The organism is Uliginosibacterium sp. sgz301328 (assembly GCF_041807905.1).
Lineage (GTDB): Bacteria > Pseudomonadota > Gammaproteobacteria > Burkholderiales > Rhodocyclaceae > JBGVSA01.
In genome coordinates this window covers 1-14694 of record NZ_JBGVSA010000048.1, presented here as the reverse complement: position 1 = coordinate 14694, position 14694 = coordinate 1, and the positions used below count along the sequence as shown (strand labels likewise).

The following is a 14694-nucleotide window of genomic DNA, read 5'->3' as shown; positions in this document are numbered from 1 at the left end:
CCTCGCCCTGACGCCAGCATGACCCTGCCGTTTGCGATTTTCGGTGGCGACGCCATCACCACGCGTCACATCACGCTGTTGCTGTTTGCCGGTATCGGAGTCGTGCTACTGCTCGCCAGCATTCTTGGCCCCGTACTGGGTCGCCGTCTTGGCACCGACCATCGGTTGGTCCGCAACCTCAACGCACGCGCACGCACATGGTGGATCATCGCCATTGTCACCGGCGTTGCCTTCCTGGGCGGGCACACGGGCGTCGTGATCCTGTTCGGCTTGCTGTCGTTCTACACGCTGCGCGAGTTCATCACGCTGGCGCCGACGCAGCGCGGCGACCACTGGCCGCTGGTGGTGAGTTTCTTCGTCGTCCTGCCGCTGCAATACGTATTCGTATGGCATGAGTGGTGGAGCGCGGCGACGATTTTCGTGCCGGTGTACGCATTCCTGGCCCTGCCAATCCTCGCCTGCTTCGGGCATGACACCACCCGCTTCATCGACCGCGCTGCACAGACCCAGTGGGGCCTGATGATCTGCGTGTACTGCATCTCACAGTTCCCCGCGCTGTTGGTATTGCGCATTCCAGGCTATGAAGGGCGCAACCTGTTGCTGGTGATCTTCCTGGTGCTCATCGTGCAATCGGGGGACCTCATGCAATACCTGTGCGGCAAGCTCTTCGGTCGCCACAAGATGTCGCCCGGGCTCTCTGCATACCGGACGATCGAAGGGCTGGTCGGCGGTATCGTGAGCAGCACGGTGCTCGGCGCCATGCTGTGGTGGGCCACGCCATTTTCACCGGGCCAGGCCGCGCTGGCAGCGCTGGCGGTGACCGTCATGGGCAGCCTGGGCGGTCTGGTGATGGCGGCGATAAAGCGCGATCGCGGCGTGAAGGATTGGGGCAACAGCCTTGAAGGTCGCGGCGGCATGCTCGATCGCTTCGACTCGGTATGCTTTGCTGCCCCGGTGTTCTTTCACATCGTGCGCTACTGGGCGTCCTAAGCCTGCCGCTCCCATTCCAGCGCAGATGTCGCCACGACCACCCCGCACGTGCTCGACACCTGCGTCTGAATGACAGAGGTCGAGAAGCCTCTATACCACCCGTCCAAACCACAGCACCGACAACGCAGCGGCGATCGTCGCCAGCACGGCGGCCAGGGCGGCGAATAGCGCGGTGATTTCGGTTTCCTTCGTCTCTACTGTGATGCGCGAGTGGAGCTTCTGGTAGACCTGCTTGAGATCGTCGGCGCTCGCGGCGTGGAAATACTCCGCTTGCGTGAGCCCCGCCACGGCCTTGAGCGTGTCCTCGTCGAGCCGCACGCGCATCGACCAGCCTTCAAAACTGGTGACTTCGCCTTCGACCGTACCGAATCCCACGGTATAGACGCGCACGCCATGGTCGGCCGCCATGCGCGCGGCTTCGACCGGATCGGGGCCGTGCGTGCGCTGCCCATCCGTCAGCAGGATGATGGCTGCCGAAGCATACGAACCGGGCGCGACGGGCTGGCGCTCCACTTTGGGTTTGTTGGTCTCGCTGCCGATCGCGCGCCCATAACGGTCGTCGCCCCGTCCCTCCGTGATGCCCGAGATATCGATGCCCTCGTCGGGGAACAAGGTCGCCAGCGACAGAATGAGTCCGCTGCCCAGCGCCGTGCCACGCTGCAACTGGAATCGATCGATCGCCGCCACGACATCGTCATGACTGCGCGTCGGCGGCTGGACGACAGCGGCCGAGCCGGCGAAGGACACGACACCCACGCGCACGTTGGGCGGCAGGTTCTTGACGAAGGCCTTGGCGGCGTTCTGCGACGCGGTAATGCGGTCGGGCGCTACGTCCTGCGCGCGCATGCTGCCGGAAACATCCATCGCCAGGATGATCGTCTGCTGCTGCGACGGCAGCGTGATGACAGCCGTCGGCCGGGCCGTGGCGACCAGCATCGATACGAGCGCCAGCAGGAACAGCACCGGCGGCACATGACGACGCCAGCGCTGCCCGCGCCCCATCGCCGCCTTCACCAGAGACAGGTTGGCGTAATCGACAACCAGTTTCTTGCGCCTGCGTAGCAACCACAAGTAAGCCAGTATGAGCAGAGGAACCAACAACAGGAGCCACAGCAGCTCGGGCCACAGGAAAACCATTTTCCGATGCTCCTCGATAGGGCATGGAGTCATCCCCACGCCGACCAACAACGACAAAGCATTCATGTGCGGCGCAGAACGCGCCTTGTTGTTGTGCTCCCTGGGCGCGCGCCGCCCTACCCCGTAGCGCGCAGATGCTGCGGCAAGCCTCCGCTGGAGAGCGCCATGCGCCGCTTGCGTAATTCGACGAAACGCACGACGGCGTCGACCAGGTCACCGTCGGTGACGAGTTCCAGCGCGTCGACGCCGGCCTTCACGAAGGCCTCGCGTATTTCGACGTCGCGCGCCTTCGCCAGTTCGGCAAAGCGGCGCCGGAATCCGGCGTTCTGCGTATCGACCGTGATCTGTTCCCCGGTCTCCGGGTCATGCATCACCAGCATGCCCAGATCAGGCAGTGAACGTTCCAGCGGGTCGACCACGCGTACCGCGAGCACGTCATGTCGCTGGACGAGTTGGCCGAGCGGTTTTTCCCAGCCCGGCTGACTGATGAAATCCGAAATCACAAAGATGCTGCCGCGCTGGTGAATGGTGCGCAGCGCCGCGTCGAGCAAGGCCTTGAGGTCGGTGACGCCGGGCCGCAGCAGGGTCGGCCGCGTCACCAGGCTGTGCAGCAGGCGCAGCACGTGGCGGCGGCTGTTGCCCGGCGGAATCACCGTGTCCACGCCCGCGCCGTACAGCAAGGCGCCGACGCGGTTGCCATGGCGCGTGAGCAGGCGCGCCAGCACGCCGACGAATTCGCCAGACAGTGTGCGCTTGCGCACGTCGCGCGAACCGAAGTCGACTGAAGGAGAAAGGTCGACCAGAAACCACGCAGCCATTTCACGATCTTCGGTGAACTGCCGCACGTGCGGAATCTGCAGGCGCGCGGTGACGTTCCAGTCGATATGGCGCACGTCGTCGTGATACTGGTATTCGCGCAGGTCGGCCAGGTCCAGCCCGGCCCCGCGCATCAGCGTGCGGTAGTCGCCCTGCAGCAGGCCGTCGAGCCGTCGCACGACCGTCCATTCCAGCCGCGTGAGGAGTTGTTCGGCGCGGCCGCTCATGCTACCTGCCTGAGTTGCTGGCGATCGGGGGGCGCTACCGCCTTCTGGATGCGCCCGACCAGATCGTCGGCGGACAAGCCTTCGGCCAGCGCCTCGTACGACAAGGACATGCGATGGCGCATGACGTCGGGCACGATGTCGATCACGTCTTCGGGCAACACGTAACTGCGCCCGCGCATCAGCGCCAGCGCGCGCGCGCCTTCGATCATCCCGATGCTGGCGCGCGGGCTCGCGCCGAAGGTCAGGTACTTGGCGAAATCCTTGAGCCCGTACTTCTCGGGCTGGCGAGTGGCGGACACCAGCCGCACGGCGTACTGCATGATCGCCGGATCGACGTAGACCTCGCGACAGACTGCCTGCAATTGCGCCAGCTCTTCGGCGGTCGTGACTGCCGTCACCTGTACCGCCGGCCCGGTCACGCGCTCGACGATGACGAACTCCTCTTCTTCGCTCGGGTAGTCGACCAGCACTTTCATCATGAACCGATCGACCTGCGCCTCGGGCAAGGGATAGGTGCCCTCGGTCTCGATGGGGTTCTGCGTGGCCATCACGAGGTACGGTTCAGGCACGCGATGGGTCTCGCCCGCGATCGTGACCTGACGCTCCTGCATCACCTCCAGCAACGCACTCTGCACCTTGGCCGGCGCGCGGTTGATTTCGTCGGCCAGCAGCAGGTTGGCAAACACCGGACCGAGCGAGGTCGCGAACTCACCGGTCTTCTGGTTGTAGATGCGCGTGCCGACCAGGTCGGACGGCACCAGGTCGGGCGTGAATTGAATGCGCTTGAATGTGCCATGCAGCGTGCGCGCCAGCGTCTTGACGGTAAGCGTCTTGGCCAGGCCCGGCACGCCTTCGACCAGCAGGTGCCCCTGCGCCAGCATCGCCACCATCACGCGTTCCAGGAAATAGTCCTGCCCGACCACCACCCGTTTGACTTCATAGAGGATGCGCTCCATCAGGGTGGCGACTTGTGCCGTGCGCGAATCGCAGCTGTCCATGGGTCTCTCTCCGTGTCTTTGGGGGTGAATCGCAGGATGCTCAGAAAGGCGACATGCCGACCGCGGCCGCCGCGTTTTCGATGGGTACGGCAAAACCGATGCCGGCAAAGGTGCGCGCGCTCGGATTGAGAATGGCGGCGACGATGCCGACCACCGCGCCATCCATGGTCACCAGCGGCCCGCCCGAGTTGCCCGGATTGGCCGCCGCGTCGAACTGGATCAGATTGGTAAGCAAGCGTTCGCCTTCGGGCGACTGGAACTCGCGCTTGAAGCCCGAGATCACGCCAGCGGACACCGACGGGCCAATGCCGAATGGATGGCCGACCGCGACCACCTCGTCGCCCGGCGCCAGGTCGCCCGTGGAGCGCAGCGTGGCCGGCTGCAGGTCGTCGGGAATCTTGCGCGCCTTGAGCACCGCCAGATCGTTTTCAGGCTGCACGCCCGTCACATCGGCGGGCGACTCCAGACCGTCAGCGAAGATGACCTTCACTGAATGCGCGCTGGCAACCACGTGCAGGCTGGTCAGGATGGTGCCGTTGTCGACGATCACCACGCCCGTGCCGAGTCCTTGCGGCTCGTCCTTGTCCTCACCATTGGCTGCGTCGTCGCCCTTCGTCGCCCCCTTGCGGGAACTCCCCGACATGGCGTCCTTGCCCTTCTTGCGCGCCGCGTGGCGGGCATCGCCCTTGACGGGCCCATAGCTCACCACGCGCACGACGGACGGCCCGACCGCGGCTGCGGCACGCGCGGCCTGCGAGGGCAGATCCTTGGTTGCCAGGGTGTGCAGGACAGCCTGATCGATTTCTTTCTGCGTGAGCACGTGCGGACGCGGCTGTAGACTCAGGTGCGCCATCCAGGCGAATGCCGCGAGCAGCAGGAAGGCCAGTGCCAGTTGCCCAGCGTGGCGTCGCACGCGTGCGAAACGACGCGCCTTCGGCGGCGTCGGCGCGGCTTCCAAGGGAGCGGCTTGCGCGACGGGCGCCGGCGGCGGGCTGCTGCGGCTGTACAACGGCGGTCGTTTCATGGCGCGCTCCCGGGGGAAAGGGTGGCGAACACTGCACCATTTTGAAAGATAGTCGGCGATGTCCGCGAGGTCGACCGCGCGAGGTAACACCACGATGCATAAAGCGTGCGCAAATCGCCCGTGCGTGGCGCGGCACCTTTTCACGTTCCATGGTCGTGGCCGGATCGCCCGGCCGGAGGAGGATCAGCGAGTGTCGATTCGCCCGGAGGTGACGCGTTCGATGCCGGCCAGATCGCGGCGCGAAGACACATCGACAAAGCCTGCATGCACCAGCAAGGCGCGCACCCGGCTGGCCTGGTCGTAACCATGTTCGAGCACGAGCCAGCCGCCGGTAGCCAGATGCGCGGGGGCCTGGCGCACGATATGGCGGATATCGTCGAGGCCATCTGCGCCGCTGGCGAGCGCCGTACGCGGCTCGAAGCGCACATCGCCTCGCGAGAGATGTACGTCTTGCTCTTCGATGTAAGGCGGATTGGAAACGATGAGATGGAAGCGTTCGCCCTTCACCGGTTCGAACCAACTCCCGGCCAGGCTGCGCAGACGCGCGCCGAGTGCGCTGGCGTTCTGTTTGGCCACCGTGAGCGCGGCGGCACTGGCGTCGATGGCGGTCACATCGGCGCTTGGACACTCCAGTGCCAGCGTGATGGCGATCACGCCGCTGCCCGTGCCCAGATCCAGCACGTCCGGCGAGGCGACGTTGTGCAGGCACTCCAGCGCACGCTCGATGGCGATCTCGGTGTCCGGGCGCGGAATCAGTGTGTCTGCGGTGACGTGGAACATGCGGCCGAAGAACTCGCGCTCGCCAATGATGTGCGCCACCGGCTCGCCGTACTCGCGCCGCCCCACCCATTCGGCAAAACGCATGGCCTGCTCGCAGTTCAGCGCGCGCTCGGGGTACGCGGCCAGGGTCGAGGCGGTCACGTCGGCCGCGTAGCGCAGCAGCACCTTGGCGTCCACCACGTCGATGCGCGCGCGTGCAAAGGCCAGTGCTTCACCGAGTGTCGTGAAATCCATGTCCCCTCCTGTGCGGTAGGCGTCAGTTTTCTTCGGTCAGTTGCGCCAGCAGTTCGGTCTGGTGTTCGGTGATCAGGCCATCGATCAGCTCGCCGATGTCGCCGTCCATGGCGGCGTCGAGCTTGTACAACGTGAGATTGATGCGGTGATCGGTGATCCGCCCCTGCGGAAAGTTGTAGGTGCGGATGCGCTCGGAGCGGTCGCCGCTGCCAACGAGGCTCTTGCGCGTGGCCGCTTCCTTCTGCTGTTGCTCGCGCAGTTGTGCGTCCTTCAGGCGCGCGGCCAGCACGCTCATGGCCTGCGCCTTGTTGCGGTGCTGCGAGCGGTCGTCCTGGCATTCGACGACGATGCCGGTCGGCAAGTGCGTGATGCGCACGGCCGAGTCGGTCTTGTTGATGTGCTGACCGCCCGCGCCGCTGGCACGGAAGGTATCGATGCGCAGTTCAGCCGGATTGATCTGGATTTCCGCCAGTTCGTCGGCTTCGGGCATCACGGCCACGGTGCAGGCGGATGTGTGGATGCGGCCCTGCGTTTCGGTCACCGGGACACGTTGCACGCGGTGGCCGCCGGATTCGAACTTGAGCTTGGAGTACGCGCCCTGGCCGACGATGCGCGCGATGACTTCCTTGTAGCCGCCCAGATCGGATTCGCTGGCTGAGACGATCTCCACGCGCCAGCCCTGGCGTTCAGCAAAACGCGTATACATGCGCAGCAGGTCGGCGGCGAACAGCGCGGCCTCGTCGCCACCCGTGCCGGCGCGGACTTCGAGGAACAGGTTACGTTCATCGTTGGGGTCGCGCGGCAGCAGCGCGATCTGCAGTTCTTGTTCGATGCGGGCCTGCGCTTGGCGCGCGGAATCGAGTTCTGCCGCAGCAAACTCCTTCATCTCAGGATCGGCCAGCATTTCTGCCGCGCTCACTTCGTCGGCCTCGGCGAGCTGGAAGTTCTTGTAGAGGTGCACCACGGGGCCGATTTCCGCGTGCTCGCGGGTCAGCTTGCGGTACTGATCCATGTCGGCCGTCGCCGCCTCGGTGGCAAGCACACCGTCGAGTTCTTCGAGGCGGAACGCGAGTTGTTCGAGCTTGTTGCGGATGCTGGATTTCATGTCTTGTCGGGCCCGGCGGTCTCGTCGGCGTCCGGCGCCAGATCGAATATCTGTTGAATGGTGTCGGCCGCACGCAGCACCTGGTCGCCATGGGCGCGCGCGAGGAACTGAGTGGGTTCGTGCAGGAGCTTATTGGTCAGTCCGCTGGACAGCGCCGCCAGCACGGCTTGCGGATCTTCGCCACGCGAGAGCATGCGCAGGGCGCGGGCGACCTCTTGCTGGCGAATCGCCTCGCCATGTTCACGCAGCGCCCGGATGGTCGGCACGGCGTCGCGGCGTTCGAGCCACTGGAAGAAACCCGTGACGCTGGTATCGATGATGCCTTCGGCGTCTTCCACGGCGGCCTGGCGCGACTCCATTCCGGCGCTGACGATCTGCGCGAGGTCGTCGACGGTGTAGAGGAATACATCGGGCAGATCGCCCACTTCGGCCTCGATGTCGCGCGGCACGGCCAGATCGACCATCACCATCGGCCGGCGACGCCGCGCGCGAATGGCACGTTCGGCCACGCCCCGACCGATGATCGGCAACGGGCTGGCGGTGCATGACACGACGACGTCGTAGCGGTGCAGCACGTCGCCGATGGCTTCCAGCGGCAGCACGTCGGCCCCGATGCGCGAGGCCAACGCTTCGCCGCGCTCGCGCGTGCGGTTGGCCACGCTCATGTAGGCCGGGTGAGTGCCGGCGAAGTGCGCGGCGCACAGGGCGATCATCTCGCCCGCGCCGATGAACAGCACCCGCGTGTCGCCCATGCTCTCGAAGATGCGTTCGGACAGATGCACGCCGGCCGCCGCCATCGAAACGATGTTGGCGCCGATGGCGGTGGTGGAGCGGACTTCCTTGGCAACCGCAAAGCTGTGCTGGAAGAGTTTGTGCAGCAGGCTGCCCAGCGTACCGGCGGACTCGGCCAGGCGCGCGGCCTCTTTCAATTGGCCGAGGATCTGTGGCTCGCCCAGCACCATTGAATCGAGCCCGCTGGCCACGCGGAAGATGTGACGCACGGCGTCATGCTGCGGGTAGGTGTACAGATAGGGCGCAATGTCTCGCAATGGCAGGCGATGGTGCTGTGCCAGCCAATCGGCAGCGGCTTCCGGCGAATCAGTCGAGCAATAGAGTTCGGTGCGATTGCAGGTGGACACGATGGCCGCTTCGCGCACGGGCGCGGTGCGCACCAGTTCGACCAATGCCTGCACGAGGCGCTCGGGCTGAAACGCCACCTGCTCGCGAATGGCGAGCGGCGCGGTGTGATGGTTCAGTCCGAGAGCGAAAAGCGACATGTGATATGGGGTCGAGGGGCGGCGCGGCCCCGACACCTCGTTATTACAGGATTGTCAGGGCTTTGCAAAGAAAGCGGGTCGCCTGCGTGCGGCCCTTCTTCGCCCGAAAAGGCAGGCCCAGTGCCTGCCTCAGCGTCAGTGGCTCAAAAGCAAAAACGGGCCGAACAACGCGTGCCGGGCCCGTCCTGTTCCCTCGCCACCGCAGCGGCGTGGCAAGCGCGCGATTTTATCGCGGCGCTCCCCGCCCCATCAAGCTGCGTGCCGCCCTGCCGATCTTCGCGGCGCGCCTCGCTCCCGCGCTCTGACGAACTCTGCCACGGTTCCTTGCCGCAGCAGAGCCAACAATGGAGCGGACGCGGTGGCACCAATCCGCAGCCGGGCCACCTCGTTCGGGGAATGGTGAATCGTCGTGGACATGAATTTTGAAAGAATTGTAATTCTTAATGCGAGTTATTATTATTTGCGTCTACATTCTCTTCCGCGGACAACAAAGCCGTGTCACGCCAGCATCGCTACCTTGCCCCTCGCGTTCCCTCTCTTCTTTGTGGCGCGCTGCTTCTCCCCTGGCTCGTTCCGGCGTCCGCCCAAGCACAGGAATCCACTCTCCCTACTGTCGTCGTTACCGGCACGCGCTCCGAGAAGACTGCCGACGACACGCCGGTCCGCACTGAAGTGGTCGACCGGCAGGAAATCGACCGCACCCACGCGCGCACGCTGAAAGATGCGCTGGAAAACGTCCCCGGCGTGCAGTTGCGCGAAATCCACGGCAAGTCGGGCTTCGAGGTATCGCTGCAAGGGATGACGAGCGATCAGGTGCTGGTGCTGATCGACGGCCTGCCGATTTCCGCCAGCACCGGCTCGACGGTCGATCTGTCGCAATACCTGCTGACCGAGGTCGACCACATCGAAGTGGTCAAGGGCGCCAGCTCAGCGCAATACGGCAGCTCGGCGATGGGTGGGGTCATCAACGTCATCACGCGACCGATCAAGGCAGGCATTGCGGGATCGGCAACGGTCGATCTGGGCAGTTACGGCAGACAGAACGTTGACGGCGACATCGGCAACACGCACGGCAACTTCCGCGTGGAAGGCGGCGGCGACCAATGGCGCGCGCGGGTTTCAGCCGACGCGCTCGACGACAAAGGCTTTTCGACCGACCCGGACGGCTGGGCTCGCCAGGGCGATGCCATCCGCCGCCAGCAATACGCCGGGCGCCTGGAATGGCTGCCCGGCAAGAATGGCCGCCTCTGGATCGATGCCAGCACCTATCGCGAAAACGATGAGCAGCGCTACCAGTACTACGCGCCGCCCAACTACGTTCCGCAGCGCAAGACTGAGGACATCACCCGCGACCGCTTCGAATACGGCGCGCAATGGAAATTCGACACCGGCGTGCAGGCGCGGCTCGTCGGCATGACCGAAGGCTACGAAAGCAACTCGCAGGAATACTCCAACGACTTTCGCACCGCCAATCGTCTGTCGAACCAGCGTACCGAACACGTCTCGCTGCAGTTCGACCTGCCGGCCTGGAATCGCCAGTTGTGGCAGTTCGGCGGCGACTATCACGTGGAGCGGCTCAACCAGAGCGTCGACAACAATTCGGAACTGCTCGGCAACGCCGAACGCACCGCACACGAGTTGTATGCGCAGAACGACGTGATCTTCAACGACACGTGGGAGATGGTCGTCGGCCTGCGCGGCCAGGACGACTCTGACTTTGGCAGTCACCTCGCGCCCAAGATCGGCGTACGCGCCAATCTGCCGATCAATGACGACTGGAAGAGCGTGTGGCGCGCCAACTTCGGCCAGGGCTACCGCGTGCCGAACCTGAAGGAACGCCATTACCTCTTCGATCACAGCTCGCTAGGCTACATCGTGCTCGGCAACCCGGACCTCAAGCCCGAGTCGTCCAACAGCTTCCAGCTCGGCGGCACGATGACTTGGCGCAATCGCGTGACGGTCGACGCCAACCTCTTCTACAACCGCGTGCGCGACCTGATCCAGACCGACATGGACAACTACACGGTGACCAATGGCATCGCCGTCTACACGTATCGCAACGTTGCCCGCGCCCGCACGCAGGGGCTGGAAACCGCCGTGCGCTGGCAAGCCACCGACACGCTCGACGTCAACGCGGCCTGGACCTTCACCGACGCCAAGGACCTGGACGCCGACACCGAACTCACCCGTCGTCCGCGCAACATCGCGCGCCTTGGCTTCACGTGGCAGGCACTGCCGTCGACCGAAGTGTCGTTGCGCGGCCGCTACCAGAGCAGCGAACTGGTCGACTCGACCACCGATGCCCGTTCGCCGGCATGGACCACATTCGATCTGGTGATCAACCAGAAGCTCGGCGCCGGTTTCACCGGTTTCGTCGGCGTGAACAACATGTTCAACAAGCAACGCGATTTTTCAGACGCCAATGACTTCGGGCCCGTGGCGGGGCGCTTCATCTATCTCGGCGCGAAGTACAGCTTCGACGCTTCTCGTTAATGCGACAGGAAACAACAGGAGAGGAATTCCAAATGATTCGCAAACCGGTTTTTGCGCTGAGCACGGCCATGCTCGCGCTCGCACTCGCGGCCTGCGGCGGCGGGGGCGGTGATGGAGACAGTGGTGGCTCGTCGAGCAGTGCATCGTCGTCGAGCACCAGCTCGTCTTCGTCATCGGCGGGCAATTCGTCTTCGTCGTCGAGCTCATCGTCCTCCAGCTCCTCGTCGAGTTCGACGTCGACCGGCAGCTTCTCGCAGACCGCCACGTGGACCTTCGTCCTGCCGTCTTCGGGCTCGATCTGCTACGACTTCAACGCCAAGGCCGAAGTCGCCGATTGTTCAGGCACCGCATGGGACGTGAAGATGACCAGCGGCGGCCGCACGGCATCGTTCTTCACCAACAGCGGTGAGAGCGGCACCGGCAACGGTGCGGCGCTTGGCTCGCCGTTCGACTACACCTGGGCGCAATTGCTGACCTGGCAAAACGCCACCACCGACCCCGTCAACGGCGCGATCCCTGCCGCTGCGTGGATGAAGGACGCTGCCAGCAACGTGTTCTCGGGCACCAACGGTATCGCTTCGGGCATCTTCGAATACGGCCTGGCCGGCACGCACCTGCTCTACCCGAGCTATCGCACATACCTGATCACCACCGACAACACCAAGGCCATCACCGATACCAGCGCGCCAGTGTTCGCCCTGCAAGTGATCGGCTACTACGGCGGCCCCAGCGGCACGGCATCCGGCTACCCGACCATCCGCTGGATCGATCGTGCCTCGCCGGCTACGGTCAATACCAAAACCATTGATGCCAGCGGCTCCGCGTGGGTCTATTACGACCTCGCCAACAACACCACGACCGACGTCAACGGCAACTGGCACATTGCCTTCAACCGCTACAACGTCAAGCTCAACGGCGGCACGTCGGGCTCCGGCAAGGTCGGCGGCTTCCTCGCCAAGACACCGGCCAGCCTGTACCCGAGCGGCACGGCCAACGAAACGACCATCGTCGCCGCCAAGCCGGCTGACTTCCTGGCCGACCTGACGGCATCCGACCTGTCCCTGCCTTCGGCCGCCAGCGCCTGGAAGAAGGACGCCATCGGCTCACAACTGAGCCCGGCCTACACCGGCTCTTACCCGAACGCGCTGAACTACGGTTGGTATTCGTACTACCCGACCGATGCAGCGGGTGCAGCGGTGGGCGTCACCCAGCACATGCTCAAGGCGAACCCGGATGCGGCCACGCTGGTGCGCGGCGGCGAAGGCAACACGTACGCCCGCATGCACGTGCTGAGCATCAACTACGCAGCAGCGACACCTGCCTACAACGGCACGCAGACCTGGACGATCGAATTCAACGTCCAGCCCTGATCACGCTGCGCGCATGACACGGTCGGCGGCTCACGGGTCGCTGACCTCTCGCAACACCCAACGGATCAATCACAAAAAATGAACGACAACATCGAATCCCTACGCGCACGCCACGCTGCCCTGTGTGAGCAGGAACCGAAGCTGCGCATCCGCGAACGCGCCCAACGCCTGGGCGCCACAGAAGCCGAACTCGTCGCCGCCAACTGCGGCGTGGAATCGATCGAACTGACCGGCACCGCGCAGGCGCTGTTCCGCGAACTGGGTACGCTGGGGCAAGTCATGGCTCTGTCGCGCAATGACTGGTGCGTACACGAACGCCACGGCGCCTACACCAACATCCAGGCCGAAGGACCGGTGGGGATCGTGTTGGGGCCGGACATCGATCTGCGCATGTTCTTCGGTAGCTGGAAGTACTTTTACGCCGTCATCGAAAACGGCCGGCACAGCATCCAGTTCTTCGACAAGACCGGTGAAGCCGTGCACAAGGTGTATCGCACGGAGCACTCCGACGCGGCCGCGTGGGACGCCTTCGTCGCCAAGTTGGGCGTGCCCGAAAAGACCGCCGTCATGCGCGAGGCCATTGCACCCGCCATCGAAGCCGAAAACGCCGACGATGCAGCCGCACTGCGCGCGCATTGGCTGAGCCTGAAAGACACCCACGACTTCTTCACCATGCTGCGCCAGTTCAAGGTGTCGCGCATGGGTGCGCTGCGTGCAGCCGGAGAAGACCTCGCTCAACGCGTGGCCGGCGACGCGGTGGAAAGCACGCTTGCACGTGCGGCAGAAACAGAACTGCCGATCATGTGCTTCGTCGCCAACCGCGGCATCGTGCAAATCCACACGGGGCCAGTGAAAAAGCTCGTGCGCACAGGCCCTTGGTACAACGTGCTGGACGAGAAATTCAATCTGCATTTGAACACCGAAGCCGTGGCATCGAGCTGGGTGGTGAACAAACCCACCAGCGACGGCTGGGTGACCTCACTCGAGCTCTATGACGCCAATGGCGAAATGATCGTGCAGTTCTTCGGCGAGCGTAAGCCCGGCAAGCCGGAGCTGCCGGCGTGGCGCGAACTGATGACGTCGTTGTGCGCGCAGCCGCTGGCCGCGTGAAATCGTTGAAGCCGGCGCGAGCTTCGCAAAGGCGCGCCCTGCGTCGGCAGTCTTCTGTACCCAGTCAGTCCGGCTCGCGTCGACGCGCTCTGAGGGACACGACATTCGCGGACAAGCGAGGAAGAGGAACGATATGAACATTCTGCGTACTGCCCTGTGCGGCCTGACATTGGCCACCGGCATCGCCCACGCCGCGCCCCCCGCGCGCATCATCGGGCTGGGCGGCCCGGTCACCGAAATCGTCTATGCGCTGGATGCCGGCGACCGCATGGTCGGCGCAGATGCTTCCAGCATTTATCCGACCGCAGCCGCCAAGCTGCCAAAGGTCGGTTACTACCGCGCGTTCTCGGTCGAAGGCGTTGCCAGCCTCAAGCCCGACCTGGTGCTCGCATCCGATCAAAGCGGCCCGCCGCAGGCGCTCGAACAACTGCGTCGTCTCGGCAGCAAGGTCGTCATCCTCCCGTCAGCGCCGACCATCGAAGCACTCGACCAACGCATCATCGGCGTGGCCGAAGCGCTCGGCGATGCGGCGCGCGGCAAGGCGCTGGTCGACCGCATCCACACCGAACTGGCCGCCATCAAACCGCCCGCGCAGCACCCGCGCGTGCTGTTGGTCAGCAGCCACACGGGCAAGCTCGAAGCCGCGGGCGACGACACCGCTGCCGCCGCCATGCTGCGGATCGTCGGCGCTACCAATGTGCTCGCCTCGCAGACCGGCTACAAACCCTTCTCGGCCGAAGCCGCTGCCGCCCTGCGCCCGGACGTGATCGTCACCACCACCATGTCGGTGGCCGCCAGCGGCAGCATCGACGCCTTCCTCGCGCAACCGGGGCTGGCTGTCACGCCCGCCGCCAAGGCGCGCCGGGTGATCGTCATGGACGACCTGTTGCTGCTCGGTTTCGGCCCGCGCCTGCCCGAAGCGGTGCGCCAGCTCGAAGCCGGCATCACCGGCAAGACGGCCGCACGCTGATGTGCCGATGCGTCGATTCCTCTCACCGCAACGGGGCCGCAGCGTGACGACATCCGGCTCCTCCGTCGTGGCGCCCGCTCGTGCGCGCTGGCGTCCGACGCCTTCCGGCGTGTTCGTCGCGCTGTGCGTCCTGCTCGTACTGATCGCCATCGGTGCCGCCGCC

The 14694-nt window shown here is 64.8% G+C and carries 12 protein-coding genes; 5 read left to right on the top strand and 7 right to left on the bottom strand.

Translation table 11 applies throughout. The features are described from left to right. Positions 1-990 (top strand): phosphatidate cytidylyltransferase (locus tag ACDA63_RS19660; protein WP_373665000.1); only part of this gene is annotated, 990 nt, incomplete at its 5' end. Between the two features lie 90 nt (positions 991-1080). On the opposite strand, the gene ACDA63_RS19655 is transcribed toward ACDA63_RS19660, so the two are convergent. From ACDA63_RS19655 to hemA, 7 genes are all read right to left on the bottom strand, one after another. Continuing rightward, a complete protein-coding gene (locus ACDA63_RS19655; RefSeq protein WP_373664999.1) occupies positions 1081-2127 on the bottom strand; it encodes a VWA domain-containing protein in 1047 nt (348 codons plus the stop codon). A 116-nt stretch (positions 2128-2243) separates the two neighbouring features. Beyond that, the gene (locus tag ACDA63_RS19650) at positions 2244-3170 is read right to left on the bottom strand and encodes a DUF58 domain-containing protein (protein ID WP_373664998.1); all 927 of its coding nucleotides are present in this window, start codon (positions 3168-3170) and stop codon (positions 2244-2246) included. Beyond that, positions 3167-4126 carry an AAA family ATPase gene (locus ACDA63_RS19645; RefSeq protein WP_373665001.1) on the bottom strand — a complete coding sequence of 320 codons (960 nt, stop codon included), beginning with the start codon at positions 4124-4126 and terminating at the stop codon, positions 3167-3169. The genes ACDA63_RS19650 and ACDA63_RS19645 overlap by 4 nt, the downstream gene beginning before the upstream one ends. Positions 4127-4208: 82 nt before the next feature. Further along, positions 4209-5192 carry a S1C family serine protease gene (locus tag ACDA63_RS19640; RefSeq protein WP_373664997.1) on the bottom strand — a complete coding sequence of 328 codons (984 nt, stop codon included), beginning with the start codon at positions 5190-5192 and terminating at the stop codon, positions 4209-4211. 183 nt (positions 5193-5375) lie between these two features. Continuing rightward, positions 5376-6206, bottom strand: a complete 831-nt coding sequence (prmC, locus tag ACDA63_RS19635; protein ID WP_373664996.1) for a peptide chain release factor N(5)-glutamine methyltransferase — start codon at positions 6204-6206, stop codon at positions 5376-5378. 22 nt (positions 6207-6228) lie between these two features. Continuing rightward, positions 6229-7311: a peptide chain release factor 1 gene (gene prfA, locus ACDA63_RS19630; RefSeq protein WP_373664995.1), complete on the bottom strand. Its 1083-nt coding sequence runs from the start codon at positions 7309-7311 to the stop codon at positions 6229-6231. Further along, positions 7308-8588 carry a glutamyl-tRNA reductase gene (gene hemA / locus ACDA63_RS19625; RefSeq protein ID WP_373664994.1) on the bottom strand — a complete coding sequence of 427 codons (1281 nt, stop codon included), beginning with the start codon at positions 8586-8588 and terminating at the stop codon, positions 7308-7310. The genes prfA and hemA overlap by 4 nt, the downstream gene beginning before the upstream one ends. A gap of 495 nt (positions 8589-9083) precedes the next feature. On the opposite strand from hemA, the gene ACDA63_RS19620 reads away from it, so the two are divergent. From ACDA63_RS19620 to ACDA63_RS19605, 4 genes are all read left to right on the top strand, one after another. Further along, positions 9084-11081 (top strand): TonB-dependent receptor plug domain-containing protein, encoded by a 1998-nt coding sequence (locus ACDA63_RS19620; RefSeq protein ID WP_373664993.1) that lies wholly within the window; start codon positions 9084-9086, stop codon positions 11079-11081. A gap of 32 nt (positions 11082-11113) precedes the next feature. Beyond that, positions 11114-12451 carry an HmuY family protein gene (locus ACDA63_RS19615; protein WP_373664992.1) on the top strand — a complete coding sequence of 446 codons (1338 nt, stop codon included), beginning with the start codon at positions 11114-11116 and terminating at the stop codon, positions 12449-12451. Positions 12452-12529: 78 nt separating this feature from the next. Then, the gene (locus ACDA63_RS19610) at positions 12530-13561 is read left to right on the top strand and encodes a hemin-degrading factor (protein WP_373664991.1); all 1032 of its coding nucleotides are present in this window, start codon (positions 12530-12532) and stop codon (positions 13559-13561) included. A 133-nt stretch (positions 13562-13694) separates the two neighbouring features. Further along, positions 13695-14531, top strand: a complete 837-nt coding sequence (locus ACDA63_RS19605) for a hemin ABC transporter substrate-binding protein (RefSeq protein ID WP_373664990.1) — start codon at positions 13695-13697, stop codon at positions 14529-14531. Positions 14532-14694: the final 163 nt, after the last annotated feature.